Genomic DNA, 17,992 nt, shown 5'->3' on the forward strand with positions numbered 1-17,992 from the left:
GAGGCGACATGCCCGGACGCGAAGACTTGCCCAGCACCCTGCTGCGGTCGCCGCGCAAGGCCCAGGACACTTGGGTCGCCGCGCACGACTCCGCGCTCGATACCTACGGTCCCGGGCGGCGGGCGCAGCAGACCGCCTACTCGGCCCTGAAGCACACCTTCGAGAAGGTCGGCGACCACTGGGAGCCCAAGCCCGAACGCGGCCCGTCGGACGAGCAGGCCGCCGGGGGAGCGGGGCAGGCCGAAAAGCCGACCCACGGCGGCGTCAACGCCACCGCGAGCCGGCAGCACCTCTACGAGCGCGCCAAGCAGCTCGGCATCCCCGGGCGGTCGTGGATGTCCAAAGAGGAGCTCGTCACCGCGCTGGAGAAGGAGAACCGGCGCCGGACCGACCGGGCCCGGCGGTCCGGCTGACCCGTCCGATGTGGACGATGTGGACGGCGCGGAACGCGGGGACGGTCAGAACTCGTCGGCGTCGGTGAGTTCGTGCTCGAAGGCGTCCGCGCGGGCGACGACCGCCTTGAGCGGGCGCTCGAACTCCTCCTGGATGCTGAGGTCCTCCAGCGGCACGGTGTGCTTGAGCAGCGCGACGCCGTCCACCACCGCCGCGCCGCCGACCGCCGAACCGCCGGCCAGCTCGAGCAGCCGCCGGAGGTCGATCTTGTCGGCCCAGCCGACGGGGGAGGAGATCTCGATCCACGAGCCGCCGTCGAGTTCGGCGAGGTGGTGCACGGCCACCTGCTGGGTCCGCTCCCGCGGGCCCTCCAGCCGGAACCGGAGCCAGCCCTCCGACTCCTCGAGGACCTCGTACCGCGTCCGGACAAAGTTGATCACGTCGATCCAGGTGGTCACCCGCTACGCCTCCCGCCTTCGGCCTGCCTGCGCGGACGAGCATCTCACGTCCGCCCCGGGGCCGGCACCGAGGACCGGCTGGTGACCCGCGCGGATCGGTGACAGGATGCCGCCCATGCGCGGCCGCCGAGAAGTGCGCGTCCGGCGGCGGGGGGAGCCGGTGACGCCGGACTTCCCGCTGCGGTTCCCGGTCGTCGCCCTGGTCACCTCCGCCGGCGGCCTCGAGGCGCTCACCCGGGTGCTCGCCCCGCTGCCCGCGGACTTCCCCGCGGCGGTGCTCGTCGCGCAGCACCTGGAGCCGGCCCGGACGAGCCACCTCACCGAAATCCTCGCCGCCCGCACCGCGCTGCGGGTCGGCGAGGCCGCGGACGGGGACGTGCTCGTGGCCGGTGCGGCGCTGGTCGTCCCCGCGGGGCGGCACCTGCTGGTCACCTCGGCGGCGCGGATCGGGCTGCTGGACACGGCGAGCTGCCGCCGGCGGAAGGGCACCGACGCCCAGGCCGGGATCCGGGCGATCGCGCACTGCGGAGGCACCGTGTTCGCCCAGGACGAGGGGACGTCCGCGCACTTCGGCATGCCGGGCGCCGCGATCGGCACCGGGCTCGTCCACGCCGTGCTCCCGCTGTCCGGGATCGGCGCGGCCATCCTGGACCACGTCGCCCGGCACGCCTGATGCCCGTCCGGCGGCCGGGCGGGGTTTAGCTCGCGCGAAGGGGGCTACTCGCAGTGCGGACGGCCTCGGCTACCGTGGAGCCGAAGGTGAGGAGGTGGACGCCGTGCCGCCTTTCCGGCGTGACCTCGTGGCCGTCGGTGCCTCTGCCGGTGGGGTCGAGGCCCTGCGGGCCCTGGTCGTCGGGCTGCCCGCCGACTTCCCCGCCACCCTCGTGGCACCATGCACCTGGGCGCCGGGACGCACAGCGCACTGGCCCGGATCCTCGACCGCGTGAGCCCGCTGCCGGTCACGAGCGCTCGCCACGGAGCGGCCCTCGAGCCGGGGACGGTGCAGGTCGCGCCCCCCGACCGCCACCTGCTCACCGAAGACGGAACGCTGGTCCTGACGCAGGGGCCGACCGAGAACGGGCACCGGCCGGCGGTCAACGCGACCTTCCGGTCGGCCGCGCTGACCGGCGGGCCGCGCGTCATCGGCGTCGTCCTTCCGGGTGCGTTGGACGACGGGACCGCCGGGTTGCGGGCGATCGTGGACCGGGGCGGCCTGGCCGAGGTCCAGGACCCGGCCGACGCGCTGTACAGCGGCATGCCGGAGAGCGCGCTGTCCGTCGTGGACACCGAGTACGTGGCGCGGGCCGTCGAGATCGGCGCCGTGCTCGACAAGCTGGTCCGGATGCCGGTGAAGCCCTTCGGAGGACCGCCGCCGTCGGACGCCCTGCTGCTGGAGGACCGCATCGCCCGTGAGTCGGTGTGGTTCGGCGCGCTCACCCCCGCCGAACGGAGCGCGGGCTACACCTGCCCGGACCGCCAGGGTTCGCTCACCGAAGTCGGCCCGGGCCGCTGCCGGTGCCGGATCGGCCACGCCTGGTCGGCTCCGGCTCTGCTCGACGCCCACAGCGCGGAGTTCCAGCTCGCGCTGATGAAGGCGCTGCGCGCGCTGGACGAAAAGGCGGCGCTCGTCCGGAAGCTGGCCGCGCAGGCCGGCGCCACGAAGCCGCGGGGGCTGGCGGAGCGTTATGCCGCCTCCGCCAGGGAAGCCGCCGACGCCGCCGAGACCCTGCGGCGATTCCTGCTCGACGCGAACCGCGAGGTCGCGGCCGAGCCGGCGCCGGGGTGAACACCGATCCGGTCCACCTCGCCGTCGCCCGCCTTGAGAAGGCGACCGTCGTCACGGTCACGGGCGACCTGAACCTCGCTTCGTACCCCTCACTGCGCGACGGCTTGCTCAAGATCGCGACGGATGCCCCGGACGGCCTGGTGGCCGACATCAGCGGGCTGGTGATCGACGACTCGTCGCTGGTGAGCGTGTTCTCCCTGGTCGCCATGCGGATCGGCGACTGGCCGGGGATCCCGTTCACGATCGTGGCCGCCGGGGCCGTCCACCAGCTGCTGCTGGGCCGCCACGTGGTCGACCGCTACGTCCCGATCCGCCCCGACCTGGCGGCGGCGACCGCGGCACTGGACCAGCCGGTGCGCCGGCGGTCCGAACGCACCTTCGCGCGCTTTGACGGAGCATCGGCTCGTGCTCGGGACTTCGTCACCGGCAAGCTGGCCGAGTGGGAGGTGCCCGAGCTCGCCGAGGATGCCCGCTTGATCGCCACCGAACTGGTCGAGAACGTGCTGAAGCACACCACTTCGGAGCCGCGGTTGCGGCTCGACCTGCGCCGGGGTGTGTGCACGGTGGCGGTGGCCGACCAGGACACGCGGCCGGCCATGCTGCTCGAACGGCTGACCCCGGTCGAGCCCGGCCTGGGGCTGAAGCTGGTCGCGCAGATCGCCCGGGTGTGGGGCTGCAGCCGGTCGTGGGCGGGCGGGAAGGTCGTCTGGGCCGTTCTCGTCCACCGTCCCCGCACGGTCGGTCACCGTTCCGCCGAGGAGTGTGTCGGATCGTGACCGAGCCCAAGGAACCCCACGGCGAGTTCGAGTCGGTGCTGGCCTACTTGAAGGAGTCGCGGGGTTTCGACTTCACCGGGTACAAGCGGAGCAGCCTGATGCGGCGGGTGCGCCGCCGGATGAGCCAGGTGGGGATCGAGAGCTACGCGGACTACATCGACCAGCTGCAGGTCAACGCCGACGAGTTCGTGGCGCTGTTCAACACCATCCTGATCAACGTGACCGGGTTCTTCCGCGATCCGGACGCGTGGGACTACCTCCGGGAGGAGGTGCTCCCCGCTCTGCTCGCCGAGCGGACCCCGGAGGAGCCGTTCCGGGTGTGGAGCGCCGGCTGCGCGGCCGGGCAGGAGGCCTACAGCCTGGCGATGCTGCTTGCCGAGGCGCTCGGCGTCGAGGCGTTCCGGCAGCGGGTGAAGATCTACGCCACCGACGTCGACGACGAGGCGCTGGCGCAGGCCCGCCACGCGGCCTACACCCCGGCGGAGGTCGAAGGGCTCACCGAGGCACAGCTGGAGAAGTACTTCGAGCTGGTGGGCAGCCGGTACTGCTTCCGCAAGGACCTGCGCCGGTCGATCATCTTCGGGCGCAACGACCTGGTGCAGGACGCGCCGCTCTCCCGGATCGACCTGCTGCTCTGCCGCAACACGTTGATGTACTTCAACGCCGAGACGCAGAGCAAGATCCTCGAGCGGTTCCACTTCGCCCTCGCGCCCCGCGGGGTGCTGTTCCTCGGCAAGGCCGAGATGCTGCTGTCGCACGCCCGGATCTTCGAGCCGCTGGACCTCAAGCGCCGGGTCTTCCGCAAGGCGGTGAACGGGCCCACCACTTTCGCCCACCTGGTTTCGCACGGCTTCCCGCAGCGGCGCACCCAGGACATCTCCGGGCTCGAAGAACTGCGCGAGCACGCGTTTTCGGCGAGCCCGGTCGCCCAGATCGTGGTCACCGAAGGGGAGACGACGGCCCTGATCAACTCCCCGGCGGAGGTGGCGTTCGGGTTGTCCGAACGCGACATCGGCCGGCCGCTGCGCGACCTGGACGTCTCCTACCGAGCTCGAGCACACGAACCGGCAACTGGAGTCCGCCTACGAGGAGCTCCAGTCGACCAACGAGGAACTCGAGACCACCAACGAGGCACTCCAGTCCACTGTGGAGGAACTGGAGACGACCAACGAAGAGCTCCAGTCCACCAACGAGGAACTGGAGACGATGAACGAGGAGCTGCAGTCCACCAACGACGAGCTGCAGACGATCAACGACGCGCTGCGTGAGCGCAGTCTCGACCTCGACGAGGTGAACGAGTTCCTCGAGTCGGTGCTCACCTCGATCCACGCCGGGATCGTCGTGATCGACTCCGAGATGCGGATCAAGGCGTGGAACCGCGGTGCCGAGGACCTCTGGGGGGTGCGGCGGGAAGAGGCCGAAGGCACCCACCTGCTCAACCTGGACATCGGCCTGCCGGTCGCGGACCTGCGCCCCGTGGTGCGCGAGGCGCCGGCCGACTCCGGCTACTACGCCGAGCAGACGTTCGAAGCGGTCAACCGGCGCGGCCGCACCACGGTCATCCGGCTGCTCTGCGGTTCCCTGCGCAGCTCGAACGGCGAAAGCCACGGCGCACTGCTGATGACGGAAGAGACGAAGGCCGGCCAATCCGAGTGAACCCACCGGGGGATTGCGGCAACGGGGCGCGGCTGTTATCCGTTGATCCATGGGGTTGACCAACGTGTGGATCGCGACGCTCAGTGACGGCCTGCTCCGCGCCGACCAGGTCGTCGGCCTGACGGCCCATGCGACACCGGCGCTGACCGGAAAGCCACCGCGGTGGCTGCTCGACGCGACCCTCCGGGTGCCGGCGGGCAGCGGCCGCGCGGACGGCTGGGACGTCGGGATCCTCCACCGCACGCTGATCCAGACGCCGGCGGAACCGGTGGGGGCGCCGGAAGCGCTGGCCCGCCTCCTGGCCCGGCTGGACCGCGAGGACACAGCCGGGCTGATCGCCGCCGTGCCCGCCAGCGGGGCCAAGGCCGGGCCGGCGAGCGTGGTGCGCTTCGCCTTCCGCCCCTTCGAGGACGACGAGCGCGCCTGAGGCGGCCGCCGCGCTACTTGGTGAGCGCGGCGATCCGGCCGAGGACCTCGTCCTGGCCCAGCGCCTGCGTGATCGCGTGCAGGTCGGGGCTGCGCGTCGACCCGGTGAGGGCGATGCGGATGATCTGCGAGGCCTCGCGGATGGAGCCGGGGAAGCCCTCGGGGTTCTTCTTGAACTCCTTGGCGTTGCGGGCGAAGCCGTGCTTGGCCGCGACCGCGCGGATCTGGTCGAACCACTCCTGGCCGTCGTCGAGCTGGCGGTAGTCGGCGGCGAAGTCGCGGGCCACCGCCTGGACGACCGCGCGGTCGACGCCCAGCGCCGCGATGCGCTCGTCGTCGGGCCCGGTGACGGCCGCGTGGAGCTGCGGGAAGAAGAAGCCGTAGACCGCGCGGAACTCGCTCCACTTCTTCAGGTCCTTGCGCGGGTTCTCGGCGCCTTCGCGCTCCACGGCCAGCGCGCGCAGGGCGAGGTCGGGCTCCTCGTCGAGGACCCGGCGCAGCTCGGGGTCGAACCGCCCGGCCCAGTCGCGCACGGCGTCGAGGATCTCGGCGCCGGACAGGGTGGCGATGTGATCGGCGGCGATGTCGTCGAGCTTGACCAGGTCCACCAGCGGACCGGCGACGCCACACTCGTCGAGGTTGATCGGCTCGGTCAGGGCCTGTTCGAGCGGCATTTCCGCGAGCCGGCCGTTGGCGAGGCCGCGCAGGTAGTACAGGACGGCGTCGGCGGGGTAGCCGGCTTCGATGAAGAAGTCGACGGACGCTTCCGGGTCCTTGCGCTTGGACAGCTTGCGCTTGCTGCCGCCCTCCTGCTTCATCAGCGGCGCGATGTGCGCGTAGGCGATCGGCTCGAAGCCGAGCGCGTCGAACAGCTGCTGGTGCACCGGGACCGACGAGATCCACTCGTCGCCGCGGATCACCAGGTTCACCCGCATGAGGTGGTCGTCGACGGCGTGCGCGAAGTGGTAGGTCGGCAGCCGGGGGCTCTGGTCGGAGCTCTTGAGGATGACGACGTCGTTGCGGTTGGCCTCGGCTTCCAGCGGCCCGCGGATGGCGTCGGTGAAGCGGGCGCGCGCGCCCGTGTCGTCCGGGGCGCGGAACCGCACGACGTACGGGGCGCCGGCGTCGAGCTTGGCCTGGACGTCGGCCGGGTCGGCGTCGCGCCAGATCGCCCAGCTGCCGTAGTAGCCGGTCGGCAGCTTGGTGGCCTGCTGCCGCTGGGTGATGGCGGCCAGCTCTTCCTTGGTGGCGAAGTCGAGGTACGCCTTGCCCTGGCGGAGCAGGTCGCGGACGTAGGTGAGGTAGATGCGCTCGCGGGCCGACTGCCGGTAGGGGCCGTAGTCCCCGCCGCGGTCGGTGTCCTCGTCGGCGGCGAGGCGGAAGTAGCGGAAGCCGCGTTCGAACTGCTCGAGGGCGCCTTCGACCTCGCGGGACTGGTCGGTGTCCTCGATGCGGACGAGGTAGCGGCCGCCGGAGCGGCGGGCGACGTCCTGGTCGATGGTGCCGACGTAGATGCCACCGATGTGCACGAACCCGGTCGGCGACGGGCCCAGGCGCGTGACCAGCGCGCCCTCGGGGAGGTCGCGGGCGGGGTACTGCTGCTCCCAGTGCTCGGGCTCCGGCAGGTCGGCAGGGAAGAGTGCGTCGATGACCGCTCGGTCCAGCATGGGTTGTTCTCCCGCGTCGTGGTGCGCTTGCCTCGGCGAAAATGGTCGTTTTCGCCGACGACGAGCCTAGCCGTGCGGCCTGCCGGCCCGCCCGGGCAGGTGGTGCTCGGCGGGCCGCGGTGCTAGCTTGCCGGGAATGCGCGGTCGGTTTCCTTTCGCCAGAACGCTTTCGGCCTTGGCTGCCCTGCTGGTGCTCCCGCTGTCCGCCCCGGCCACCGCGTCCGCCCGGACGGGCCACGAATGCGCGACACCGTCGATCGACCGGTTGCAGCAGTGGCTGGCCAGCGGCGAAGGGGCGACCGTCCCGGCCACCGGGAGCCTGCTCGTGCCCCGGGGACGCCGGTACGCGGCCGAGGTGGCGTTCCTCGGCGCGGAGTGGCACGTGGCCGTGGTGTGGCTGGGCAACCGGTTCGAGGCGCAGGCCGACCTGTCCCGTTCGGCGGGATTCCTGCTGACCTACCGCGCGACCGACGACCTGTACGTCCAGCTGCGTCCGGCGTCCCACTGGAGCGGCGGCGACAAGTGGCTCACGCCGGTCCCGTCGACCGGGGGCCGGCTGGTGACGAAGTTCTTCGGGTTCTCGCCGCGCCGGTGGACGTCGCTGCCGGAGCTGGGGACGCCCTCGTACTCGTTCGCCTCGGCGCTGCGCGAGGCGCGGGGGTTGGTGTTCGTCGGGAAGACGCCGAACGAGCTGGAGTTCCGCGGCCTGCGCATCGACGGCTACCGGCCGCCATGCCTCTGACGGGAGCCGGCGGAAACTGTCGGTGCCCTGTGTGACACTGCGCGCGTGATCATCGTCTTCGAGGCCGAGCTGTGGGAATGGGACGCCCGGCGCGCCGACAGCTGGGTCTTCGTCAGCCTGCCCGCCGAGGCGTCGGACGACATCCGCGAGCTCGCCGCCGAGCCGCGGCGCGGCTTCGGTTCGGTGCGCGTCCGGGTGACGATCGGCGTCACGAGCTGGAAGACCTCGATCTTCCCGGACGGTGCGCGCGAGGCCTACGTCCTGCCCCTCAAACGGGCGGTCCGGCAGGCCGAAGGCCTCGGCGTGGGGGACACCTGCACGGTGACCGTGGAGCTCGTCGACTTCTGAGGCGCCCGATCCGGCGAAACGCGATCGGCCGCGGAACGGATCTGTCATGATGCGGACACAGGGCCCCGAACCGCGCAAAGGGAGACACGATGTCCGCCCAGATGGACGAGCTGATCGCCCAGTTCCAGCACTTCCAGAACAAGGTACGGCAGGCCGAGGCCCGCTTCGCCGGCGTCGGTGACATGCAGGAGCGGATCGCCCGGCTGGAGACCACGGTCACCTCGCCCGACGGGACCGTGACCGTCACCGCGGGCGCCGGCGGCACCATCACCGACCTGCGGCTCACCGCCGGGGCCACCCGCGTCGAAGCCGGGCAGCTGGCCGCGACGATCATGCACACCATCCGCCGGGCGGCGGCCGGGGCCGCGCAGCAGCAGGCCGGCATCGTGGACGAGACCTTCGGCGACGCGTTCGGCGTGGACGTCTCGGCGCAGGTGCGCGAAGCCCAGGCGGAGGCGTTCGGAACCGTGGCGGCCGGACCCGCGTCGGAGCAGGAGCCGCGGCAGCCGTCGCGGCCCGCCCGCCGGCCCGCCGCCGGGGACGACGACGACTTCGACCAGGGCCCCATCCTCCGCCGATCCTAGGGAAACCCGCGATGCCAGACGGAATTCAGACGAACATCGGCGCGATCTCCGCCTACGCCAAGCAGCTGCCGTTCTACGAGCAGGAGGCGGACAAGTTCGGCGCGAAGATCGACGCCGCCGACGTCACGAACGAAGCATGGGGCCTCGTCGGCCTCTTCGCGAAGCAGGGCTACACCGACCGCCTCGCCGAGCTGCGTTCGCTGCTCACCGACCTCAAGGACGGCGTGGACGGGTTCACCACGAAGCTCACCAAGGCCGCGGAGATGTACCAGGGCGCCGAAGACGCCGGGAAGGTCACCTTCGGCCGGTACGAGGCGGAAATCGACGCGATCGGGCAGGGCGAATGACCGAGCCGAAGAAGAGCATCGCCGACGCGCTGGACGTCGGGGCCTACGACGAGAGCACGGGCGCGAACCTCGACCGCGCGGCGGGCTACGTGCCGGTGGCCGGCACCGCCTACAAGGCGGGCAAGAAGATCGGCGAGCACGCCCGGCAGGCCGCGGAGGCCGACGGCCCGGGCGAGCTGGCGTCCGCGGGGGCCGCGCTGGTCGGCGACGGCGCGGCGTTCGTCGGAGCCGCCGCCGGCGACATGGTCACCTTCGCCATGGACCCGATCGGCTGGCTGGTCAGTCACGGCCTGAACATGCTGCTCGAGCTGGTCCAGCCCCTGCAGGACGCGCTGCACCAGGTCACCGGGGACGGCCCGGCCATCGGTCACGCCTCGGAGAACTTCGTCACGATCGCCCAGGGCTTCGTCGCGCTCGCCGACGACTTCGAGCGCACCGGCGACGCCGCGCTGGCCGAGTGGGTGGACGAGGCGGGCGACGCGGCGAAGGAAGCGCTCGGCGACTTCTCCTCCGGCATCCGCGGCATCGGCTCGGCCGCCGGCTCGGTGGCCGAGGTGCTGCAGATGTGGTCGATGGTCATGGTGGTCATCGAAGAGGTGATCAAGGGGATCATCACCGAGCTGGTGTCCTGGCTGATCACCCTGTGGCTGCCGGCGCTGGCGGCGTCGGTGATCAGCTTCGGCGGCTCGGTCGCGGCCGCGATGACCGCGTCGATCGCCAAGGCGGCCAGCGTGCTGCAGAAGGTGACGCGCTACCTCGGCAAGTTCGGCAAGCTGCTCGACAAGTTCATGGAGTTCCTGGTCAAGTACTCCGGGAAGCTCGAGGTGTTCACCCGCAAGCTGCGCATCGGCGTGATGCCCGGCGAGACGAAGTTCGGCTTCGGCGCGGTCGCCCAGGGCTGGCAGCCGAGCAACCGGGCGCTCACGACGATGTTCGGCACTTCGGCGGGCGTCAAGCCGCTCCTCGCCGGCGCGGGCGTGAAGGCGGGCATCGGAGCGGGCAAGGGGGCGTTCGCCGAAGGCAAGGAAGCCGTCACACCCGAGGGGGACGAACCGTGGTTCGACAAGAGCGAGATCGGCGGGGACCGGAGCCCGGAGGACACGCGCAAGGACCTGGACATTTGAGCGGGATCGCCGAGGGCGTCGAGCGCTGGTCCGAGCAGACCCGGGTCCGGCCCGGGCACCGCGAGCGCGTCGAGGCGCTGATGCGGGACCGGTGGCGCGAGCCGGTCATCGTGCTGCACTTCGGCGACACCGACGTGGGCTACGACGTCCCCGGCCGCCGCCGGGACGGCACCGTCGAGGGCAAGCGGCTCGTCCGCCGGTTCTTCTGGAACATCCTGCGCGGGATCGGCGCCGCGGTGTTCGGCGTCTTCGCCCTGGCGCACGGCGAACGACCGGGACTGCCGTTCCAGCGGGTGATCGGCGTTTCGGGCCCGGAGAACGCGATGGCGCTCGACCTGGCCGACCGGCTCCGGTCCGTGAAGGGCGCGTGGCTGGCGTGCTCGCCGTCGTGCCTGGCGGTGGTGGACACCGGGCCGACCACCACCGACCCGGCCGACGCGCCCCCACCGCGGATCGTCTGGGAGGCACGCAAGCCGCAGGCACCGGAGCTCAGCTTCCGCAAGAGCACGCTGACCTGGCCGGACGGCTCGATCTTCCGGCTCCCGGTGCAGGGCCGCACCGAGCAGCAGCACCTGCGGAAGTTCGTCGAGTTCCCGGACGTCATCCACTGGAACGGCCGCTAGAACCACCAGCGGCCGGCCTCAACGCTTGTCAGACGCGGACTAGTCCTCGCAGGCGAGGCGGGCCCAGACGACCTTCCCGTCGTCGTGGTGGCTCACGCCCCAGGCGAGGGCGAGTTCGTCGACGAGCAGCAGGCCCCGGCCACCGGAGCGGCCCGGCACCCGCAGCCGCGGTTCGCCGGTACCGGTGTCGGCGACGGCCACGGTCACCTGGCACGGGTCGTGCGTGAGGTGGATCCGCAGCTGCCGGGGGCCGGTGGCGTGGACGTAGGCGTTCTCCAGCAGCTCGCCGACCACGATCACAGCGTCGACCCGGCTGGCGTCGGCGAGCGAAGCCAGCTTGGCCTGGGCCCACCGGCGCGCGGCGGCCAGCCCCGAGGGGTCCGCTCCGGCGACGTCCAGCACCTGCCATCCCGGCTCGTGTGACGCGCCCCAGTTCACTTGCACCGTGCGACCCCTCCTTCACGGAGGGCGTACCCGGGAAACCGGCCGTTACTCCTCCGGCCGCCGGAAAAAGGGGTGCTACGGAAGCCCGATCCGCCAGAGGAACGCCGCGCGCAGAGCCTCGATGAGGGCTTCGTCGTCGAATTCGCTGGGGCGGTCGCCCATCGGCAGCCAGACGCGTTCGTCCGGGATGCCGGCGGTGACGCGCGTGAGCGTGACACCCGGATAGGTGAGCGTCTCACGACCGCCGTCGACATCGGAGACGACGACCTGCCGGGACTCCGCCCGGACGAGCACCTGCCGCTGGTCGTTCATGTCGCGCGTCTTCCCGGAACCGAAAGTCTTGCCGCCGTCCAGCATAGACACGCGAAGCGGCGAGCACCTTCGGTCGAACAGCGGATTCTCGTTCACGTCAGCTCGAGAACCACTGCGCACCAACATCTCCGCTGGCGGGCACGGCGCGCTCCGAGGGGGAGGAGAGCACGCCGTGTCCGTGCCTCGAACGGTACGCCGTGGGCCGGCCGGCGGCGGTGGAACCACTCGTACGCCGGAGCAGCTCGCGGTGGCCTGCCGTTGGTCGGTGCCCGCCCATGCGCCTGGCCCCGAGGTGTCCTGGCCGGCGTACGTTCGGGGTAATTCCGCCGTGTTTCCGTGCGTCGGCGAGCGGGCGCCCGGTAGACAGGGGAGTTCGGGATCTGGCGGGAGTTCTCGGATGACGTTTCGGAGCGAGGCCACCTCACCATCCGGAGTCCACAATTCCCTCGGCGGCGACGCGGCCGGCACGGTGCTGCAGGCCGGGACGATCACCGGCGACGTGTGGATCGCCGGCCCCCGCCGGGCGGAGCCCGCCCCGGTGCCCCGGCAGCTGCCGGCGGCGCCGTCGCACTTCACGAGCCGGGCCGGCGAACTCGCGGCCTTGGACGACGTCGCCGGGGAAGACACCGGTGGACGGCCGGCGGTGGCCGTGCTGGTCGGGCCGGGCGGCGTCGGCAAGACCGCCCTCGCCGTCACCTGGGGTGCCCGGCACGCCGGCAGCTACCCCGACGGTCAGCTCTACGCCGACCTGCGGGGGTTCTCGCCGGGGACCGCGGTCGTCCCGGAAGAGGCGCTCAGCGCGTTCCTGCGTGCGCTGGGGGTCGCGCCCGAGCGCGTGCCGCCCGACTTGGCCGAGCAGGCGGCCCTGTTCCGGACGACGACGGCGGGCCGGCGGTTGCTGGTCGTGCTGGACAACGCGTTCTCGGCGGCCCAGGTCCGCCCGCTGGTGCCCGCGTCTGCCGGCTGCCTGGTGCTGGTGACCAGCCGCCTGCGGCTGGACGGGCTCGGGTCCGAAGGTGCGCGATTCCTCGACGTGGCGCCCCTTTCCCAGCCGAAGGCCGTCGAGCTGGTCGTGCAGGCGGTTGGCCGGTCGAGAGTCGCCGGTGAAATGGCCGCGGTCGCCGAGCTGGCGGTCCTTTGCGGACGGTTGCCGATCGCGCTGCGCGTGGCGTCGGCCCGGCTGGCGTCCCGGCCGCGGTGGCCGGTCGCGCGGGTGGTGGCCGAACTCGGCGACGAACGATCCCGGCTGAGCCGGCTTTCGGCGGAGGGCGACGCCCCGGTGGCGGCGATGTTCGACTGGTCGTACCGGGCGTTGCCGCCGACGGCCGCGACGCTGTACCGGCTGCTGAGCGAGTTCCCGGGCGCTTCGTTCGGCGTCGACGTGGCGGTGGCGGCGACCGGCCTGACCGAACCGGCGACCAGCGACGGGCTGGAGCTGCTCGTCGACGCGAGCCTCCTGGAAGAGGTCGGCGAGCTCCGCTTCCGGTTCCACGACCTCGTCCGCCTGCACGCCCGCGCGCAGCGTGATTCCGGCCGGGCCGAGGTGCTCCCGCGGCTGGCGACCTGGTTCCTGCACGAGATGACGCGGGCGAACATGGTCGTCATCCCGCTGCGCTGGCGGATCAGCCCGGTGTGCGAGCAGTACCGCACCGCGCCGCCCGCGTTCGGCTCGGGACGGGAAGCGCTCGACTGGCTCGACGGACAGCTGCCGAACGTGCTGGCGGTGCTGGAAGCGGCCGCCGAACAGCAGCACGACCGGCTGGCGTGGCAGCTGTGCGAGGCCCTGTGGGAGCTGTTCCTGCACCGGAAGCACTTCCCCCGCTGGCTGCGTTCGCACGAGATCGGCATCGCGGCGGCGCAGCGCTGCCGGGACGCGGTCGCGGAGTCGCGGCTGCGCTGCCAGCTCGGCCGCGCGTACCTGGACCTGGGCCGGTTCGAGGCCGCGGAGCGCGAATGCGGTCACGCACTGGAGCTGGCGCGCGCGGCCGGGAGCCGGCACAACGAATCGGTGGCGCTCGACCAGCTGGGAACGGCGGCGCAGGGCCGCGGCGACGTTCCGGCGGCGATCTCGTTCTACACCGGCAGCCTGGAGATCGAACGCGAGCTGGGCATCGACCGCGGCGTCGCCCAGCGGCACCGCCGCATCGGCGAGGTACTGGCCAAGGCGGACCGGCCGGCCGAAGCGGCGGAGCACCTCCAGCGCGCCCGCCGGATGTTCGCCGACCTGGGAGACGAGAAGGACGAGGCGAAGGTCCTGGTCGGGCTGGCTCGCCTGGACGCTCGCGGCGGCGACATCGCCTCGGCGAAGCGTCGCCTGGAGCGGGCGCGGACGGTACTGGCGGAGGCGGGCTCAGCGGTCTACCAGGCGGACGTCCTGGTCGGTTTCGCCGACGTGGCGGAGTGCGAGAACGACCCGAGGGCGGCCCGCGGCCACCTCGTCGAGGCATTGGAGCTGTACGAGCAGGTCGGCGGGCCGCAGGTGGAGCGGGTCCGCGCCCGGCTGCGGCGATACGACGCCGAGATCGCGGAGGCGCCGGCCGCCGAGAACCCAGACGTAACCGGCGACGGCGGCGAGCTCGCCCCGCACGATGCCGAGGTCACCGCGGCGGTGCCCGACCACGCACCGGCACCCCGCCAGCCGGACGGCCGCGATGGTCAACCCCGGCAGCTCGATGAATGACCGCGCGATGACGGCGCGGGCGTCGGCGAAGACGTGGGTCCCAGGGTGGACGAGGACGTCCGCCAGCGCCGGGCGCTGTCCACGCCCGGCGGTGACGAAGCTGCCCTCCGCGCCGGAGGGCAGCGCGTAGCTCCACCGGAGGGGGCCGGTCACCCGCCCGGCCGGCTTCGCGGCCGCGGGATGACCGGCCGGGACACGAGCTGGGGGAGGGGCGCGGGGGAGAGCGGAACCGCTCGCGCCGGTTCGGGGAGACCGAGCAGTTCGTACATCTCCTTCCGGAAGGCCTTCCCGGCCTCCCCGGGGCGCGAGGTCAGCAAGCCGGCGATCCGGGCGCCGAGCCCACGGCCCTGCGCGTCGGCGGCGGCGTGGAGTTGGGGGAGCAGCGGGCGCGTGGCGTCCCACCGCGGGGTGTGCTCGGCCAGGACGGCGGTCGGGCTCCCGGCCAGCAGCGGCTGAGGGCCGTGCGGAAGCCGCAGGACGGGAGTCCCGAGGCCGGCTGCGAAAGTGCCGACTGACGTGTAGTCGGCCATCACGTAGTCGGCGGCGGCGACCGCACCGCGCCAGTCGGTGTGCGGAGCCAGCACGCCGAGCCCGGCTTCGATGGCGTCGGAGAGCCAGCCGAGCACCTGGCCGACGCCGTGCTGCGAAAAGATCTGCGGGTGGAGGGAGGCGACCACCCGGAACCGATCGCGCGGCGCCGCTTCGACGATCTGCCGGAAGAGTTCCGGATTGCGGCCGAAGCCCGATCGAGGTGACCAGGTGGAGGTGACCAGCAGGATTTCCCGGTCGTCCTTGACGCCGAGGGCACGCCGGTGCTGGTCACGGTATTCCGCGGTGGCGACGAGCCGGTCGAAGGCGATGTCACCGCCGACGAAGGCGTGCGGCAGAGCCTCCGGGCAGAACTGGGCGAGGAGATCCCGTTCCCGTTCGTGCGTCAGCGCGATCCGGTCGGGGCGTACCCGGCCGTTCCGCATCAGCTGCGCGGGGTGGAGGCCGGTGACGAGCGCGGCGTCGGTGTCGGTGCGGTGGGGGCGGTACTGCCCGAGCCCGCCACCGTGGGGAACCAGGAGCAGGGGCCCCAGCACGTCGTGGATGCCGCGAGTGCTCCCGGCGAGCACCAGCCCGTGGGTGACCCGCCGGACCTGCGGCATGGTCAGCAGAACCCCGCCGTCGGCACGGATGAGTTCGGCGGTATCGGGCCGGTCCTCACCGTTGTCCGGCACGGCGTAGACGCGCATCACCCGGTGGTCGGCGTCGATGAGGGGGACGAGGTCGTTGAGCCTGAGCAACGCGACCACGTGCGGGGCGAAGAAGAGGGCCGGCAGGCCGAGCAGGGTGGCCCAGTGCTCTTGTATTCCGTTTTCGTCGTTCACCGTGGCCACCCCTCCCGGCGTGAGGCGTACCGCAGCGCGCCGGCTCGGCTGGCCAGCGCCGGTAAGGGACGGGGGAACGGTCTGCGGTCGGCGGGGACGGCGACTTTCACGGTGCCTCCTGGAACGGAATCGGCGACATCGCCGATTCGCCGGACATGGGTCGGGCGGTCGCGGGGCGCGGGTGCGCGGGCCGGCGCCGAGGCCGGCGGTGTCGCGGACAACCCTGTCCTGGGGAGAGGCACTGGCAGGCCGGACGGCGGGTTCGTGGCCCGGTTCCCGGTCTGGGTGGCTCTGAGTCACCCGATATAGGTGAATTCACGTTCCCGGAGAGATGATCTCGGGTCTCCAACCGGACGGCGGCACCAACCCCCGGTCGGGGAGTCGTATGCTGTCGCCTTCGGCAGTAAGTCCGCGCTCGTGTCACGTGGGGCGGAGGTTATTGCCTTGCGGAAGCGGTCCCTGGTGGCAGCCGGGGGCCGCTTCTTCACGCTTGTCTCATCAGTCGTCCAGCCTTTCCAGCATGCGGTCGATCAGCTCAGGTGTTTCGTCGGCGGAATGCGCTGCCTCTTCGAGGCCGAAGAAGAGCTGGATGAACTCGGCGGCCTTGACGGCGCCGGTGACGTCGTCGAAGAACTGATCTCCGTCGGGCTGCTCCACGTCGAGGAACAAATCGTTCGACTGTTCGGACAACTGGAGTAGCTCGAAGGAGCTCTGCATCCCCCGGACCCAGCCCGCCTTGTAGGGCAGGACTCGCAGGGTCACGTTGGGTTGCAGGGCGATGTCGCGGAGGTGCTGCAGTTGCTGCCGCCACACGTCGGCGTCGGTGATGCGGCGGTGCAGCACCGATTCGTCGAGGATGAAGAAGTTCTCCAGGTCCGGGTCCGCCAGCCGCTGTTGACGATCCCGGCGCAACCTGACGTGCAGATCGGCGAGTTCCGGCTTTCCCGATGCCGTCAAAGCCAGCGAACTCGTGTAGGCCGGTATCTGGAGCAGGCCCGGGACCACCAGCAGCTGGTACTGGCGCAGGACCACGGCGGCCGACTCCAGACCGAGGAATTTCACGAACTCCGGGCTGTTGGTCCGCTTGTACTGGTCCCACCAGCCGGGTTCCCTTCCCGCTTTGGCCATCGCGACATATTTTTCGACGCGATCCCGGTCGGTGATGCCGTAGTGCAGCAGGAGGGCCTTCAGATCGGTGATGGACAGGCCGACCGTGCCGCCTTCGATGCGGATCAGCTTCGAGACGGACCAGTCGAGTGCCTCCGCGACCTCCTTTTGCGTCAACTGCAGGGCTTCTCGCGCCTCCTTCATTTCGGCCAGCACCCGCCGCTGGCTGGCCACTGGGGAGTGCGCCTTAGTCATGATCTGCTTACTCTCCTCTCAAGAGTGGCAGTCTGTCGATCTGCCACATAGCAGAACGATAGCACCCTGTGTGGTGTGTGTCACTTTGGAGGCAGGCGACTCGCCGGTTGGACAGCGGACAGGTGGCGGTCCGGCTGGAGGCTCCGGGATGGGCGCCGAAACTGGTGCCTGAGCGGATCGCGGGCCGTTTCGTGGGGTGGCTGCGAAGTCCGAGCTGATCGCTGATCTGCTCGCCCGGGCGTGGCGGCGGCTGTCGGTCGGGGCCGGCGCGCACGGCCACGCGAGTACGACTGGGCGCGGGTGCCGATCCGGATCGGCCGGCAGCCGGGGCGCCGGCTGTTGCCGTACTGGCCGTCAGGCCCGGTTCTTTGCGATGTTGCGGATCTTACGGGTGTGCCCGGATTCGGCGAGCAGCGCGAGGACCGGCCGCGACGTCGATTCCTCGGCCAGGAGCCGCTGCATCCAGGGGGTGACAGCGGCCAGTTCGGCCTCGGTCGGCACGGCACCGGCCTTGACCGACAGGGAGAGCAGCCAGTCGCCGACGCGGCGGCGGACGAAGGCGCGGTTGCCCTCGGCCGGGAGCCGGTCCGTCACCGGCAGGATCCCGTCCGCCCACTGCCGGAACGCGTCGGGGCTCGCCGCCTTTGCCGCGATCCGGTCGACGAGTTCGACCACCGCCGACTTGGCCGCCAGCTGGTCGGGGTCGCGCACGAGCGCGGCCACGAGCTCGCGATCGGCGTCACGGCTCTCACCGGCGGCGGCGACCGCGACGACGCGCCGGTAGGCGGCCGACCGCACGTGCTCGTCCGCCAAGGCCTCGTCGATGTCCACGTCGACGAGGCCGGCGTTCGCCAGCAAGGTGGTCAGATCGCTGCGCAGGGTCATGGTGGG

General features: G+C 71.8%; 19 protein-coding genes and 1 pseudogene. 13 read left to right on the forward strand and 7 right to left on the reverse strand.

What is annotated here, in order from left to right; translation table 11 throughout:
* Positions 1-8 precede the first annotated feature (8 nt).
* Positions 9-413 (forward strand): ChaB family protein, encoded by a 405-nt coding sequence (locus tag QRY02_RS09865; RefSeq protein WP_285991200.1) that lies wholly within the window; start codon positions 9-11, stop codon positions 411-413.
* Between the two features lie 45 nt (positions 414-458).
* Here the strand turns inward: QRY02_RS09865 and QRY02_RS09870 are convergent, their stop codons facing one another.
* Positions 459-851: a hypothetical protein gene (locus tag QRY02_RS09870; RefSeq protein WP_285991201.1), complete on the reverse strand. Its 393-nt coding sequence runs from the start codon at positions 849-851 to the stop codon at positions 459-461.
* A gap of 115 nt (positions 852-966) precedes the next feature.
* Between QRY02_RS09870 and QRY02_RS09875 the strand changes: the two genes are divergently transcribed.
* From QRY02_RS09875 to QRY02_RS09895, 5 genes and pseudogenes are all read left to right on the forward strand, one after another.
* Positions 967-1,524, forward strand: a complete 558-nt coding sequence (locus QRY02_RS09875) for a chemotaxis protein CheB (protein ID WP_285991202.1) — start codon at positions 967-969, stop codon at positions 1,522-1,524.
* A 219-nt stretch (positions 1,525-1,743) separates the two neighbouring features.
* A complete protein-coding gene (locus tag QRY02_RS09880) occupies positions 1,744-2,637 on the forward strand; it encodes a chemotaxis protein CheB (RefSeq protein WP_285991203.1) in 894 nt (297 codons plus the stop codon).
* Positions 2,634-3,413, forward strand: a complete 780-nt coding sequence (locus QRY02_RS09885; RefSeq protein WP_285991204.1) for an ATP-binding protein — start codon at positions 2,634-2,636, stop codon at positions 3,411-3,413. Before QRY02_RS09880 ends, QRY02_RS09885 begins: the two co-directional genes overlap by 4 nt.
* Positions 3,410-5,069, forward strand: a pseudogene (locus QRY02_RS09890) (CheR family methyltransferase). Before QRY02_RS09885 ends, QRY02_RS09890 begins: the two are co-directional and overlap by 4 nt.
* Positions 5,070-5,118: 49 nt before the next feature.
* A complete protein-coding gene (locus tag QRY02_RS09895) occupies positions 5,119-5,496 on the forward strand; it encodes a hypothetical protein (protein ID WP_285991205.1) in 378 nt (125 codons plus the stop codon).
* A 13-nt stretch (positions 5,497-5,509) separates the two neighbouring features.
* Here QRY02_RS09895 and QRY02_RS09900 read toward each other — a convergent pair whose 3' ends face one another.
* Complete coding sequence (locus QRY02_RS09900) at positions 5,510-7,162, reverse strand: glutamate--tRNA ligase (protein WP_285991206.1); 1,653 nt, start codon at positions 7,160-7,162, stop codon at positions 5,510-5,512.
* A gap of 136 nt (positions 7,163-7,298) precedes the next feature.
* Here QRY02_RS09900 and QRY02_RS09905 point away from each other — a divergent pair, with 136 nt between their 5' ends.
* From QRY02_RS09905 to QRY02_RS09930, 6 genes are all read left to right on the forward strand, one after another.
* Complete coding sequence (locus tag QRY02_RS09905) at positions 7,299-7,904, forward strand: hypothetical protein (RefSeq protein WP_502874196.1); 606 nt, start codon at positions 7,299-7,301, stop codon at positions 7,902-7,904.
* 45 nt (positions 7,905-7,949) lie between these two features.
* Complete coding sequence (locus QRY02_RS09910; RefSeq protein ID WP_285991208.1) at positions 7,950-8,252, forward strand: DUF1905 domain-containing protein; 303 nt, start codon at positions 7,950-7,952, stop codon at positions 8,250-8,252.
* Between the two features lie 89 nt (positions 8,253-8,341).
* A complete protein-coding gene (locus QRY02_RS09915; RefSeq protein WP_285991209.1) occupies positions 8,342-8,836 on the forward strand; it encodes a YbaB/EbfC family nucleoid-associated protein in 495 nt (164 codons plus the stop codon).
* Between the two features lie 11 nt (positions 8,837-8,847).
* A complete protein-coding gene (locus QRY02_RS09920) occupies positions 8,848-9,183 on the forward strand; it encodes a hypothetical protein (protein WP_285991210.1) in 336 nt (111 codons plus the stop codon).
* Positions 9,180-10,307: a hypothetical protein gene (locus QRY02_RS09925; RefSeq protein ID WP_285991211.1), complete on the forward strand. Its 1,128-nt coding sequence runs from the start codon at positions 9,180-9,182 to the stop codon at positions 10,305-10,307. Before QRY02_RS09920 ends, QRY02_RS09925 begins: the two co-directional genes overlap by 4 nt.
* Positions 10,304-10,930, forward strand: coding sequence for a hypothetical protein (locus tag QRY02_RS09930; RefSeq protein WP_285991212.1), 627 nt, complete (start codon positions 10,304-10,306; stop codon positions 10,928-10,930). The genes QRY02_RS09925 and QRY02_RS09930 overlap by 4 nt, the downstream gene beginning before the upstream one ends.
* Before the next feature lie 39 nt (positions 10,931-10,969).
* Here the strand turns inward: QRY02_RS09930 and QRY02_RS09935 are convergent, their stop codons facing one another.
* Both QRY02_RS09935 and QRY02_RS09940 read right to left on the reverse strand, forming a co-directional pair.
* Positions 10,970-11,374: an ATP-binding protein gene (locus QRY02_RS09935; protein ID WP_285991213.1), complete on the reverse strand. Its 405-nt coding sequence runs from the start codon at positions 11,372-11,374 to the stop codon at positions 10,970-10,972.
* 75 nt (positions 11,375-11,449) lie between these two features.
* Positions 11,450-11,731, reverse strand: a complete 282-nt coding sequence (locus tag QRY02_RS09940; RefSeq protein WP_285993808.1) for a hypothetical protein — start codon at positions 11,729-11,731, stop codon at positions 11,450-11,452.
* A gap of 352 nt (positions 11,732-12,083) precedes the next feature.
* On the opposite strand from QRY02_RS09940, the gene QRY02_RS09945 reads away from it, so the two are divergent.
* Positions 12,084-14,366: an ATP-binding protein gene (locus QRY02_RS09945; RefSeq protein ID WP_285991214.1), complete on the forward strand. Its 2,283-nt coding sequence runs from the start codon at positions 12,084-12,086 to the stop codon at positions 14,364-14,366.
* A gap of 149 nt (positions 14,367-14,515) precedes the next feature.
* Here the strand turns inward: QRY02_RS09945 and QRY02_RS09950 are convergent, their stop codons facing one another.
* The 3 genes from QRY02_RS09950 to QRY02_RS09960 all read right to left on the reverse strand — a co-directional run bounded on the left by QRY02_RS09950 (position 14,516) and on the right by QRY02_RS09960 (position 17,986).
* Entirely contained in the window at positions 14,516-15,739 is a 1,224-nt protein-coding gene (locus QRY02_RS09950; protein WP_285991215.1) for a hypothetical protein, read from the reverse strand.
* Positions 15,740-16,237: 498 nt separating this feature from the next.
* Positions 16,238-17,101 (reverse strand): helix-turn-helix domain-containing protein, encoded by an 864-nt coding sequence (locus QRY02_RS09955; protein WP_285991216.1) that lies wholly within the window; start codon positions 17,099-17,101, stop codon positions 16,238-16,240.
* A gap of 354 nt (positions 17,102-17,455) precedes the next feature.
* Positions 17,456-17,986, reverse strand: a complete 531-nt coding sequence (locus QRY02_RS09960; protein ID WP_285991217.1) for a hypothetical protein — start codon at positions 17,984-17,986, stop codon at positions 17,456-17,458.
* Between the last annotated feature and the right edge of the window lie 6 nt (positions 17,987-17,992).

Origin of the sequence: Amycolatopsis sp. DG1A-15b, from assembly GCF_030285645.1 — a bacterium.
Lineage (GTDB): Bacteria > Actinomycetota > Actinomycetes > Mycobacteriales > Pseudonocardiaceae > Amycolatopsis.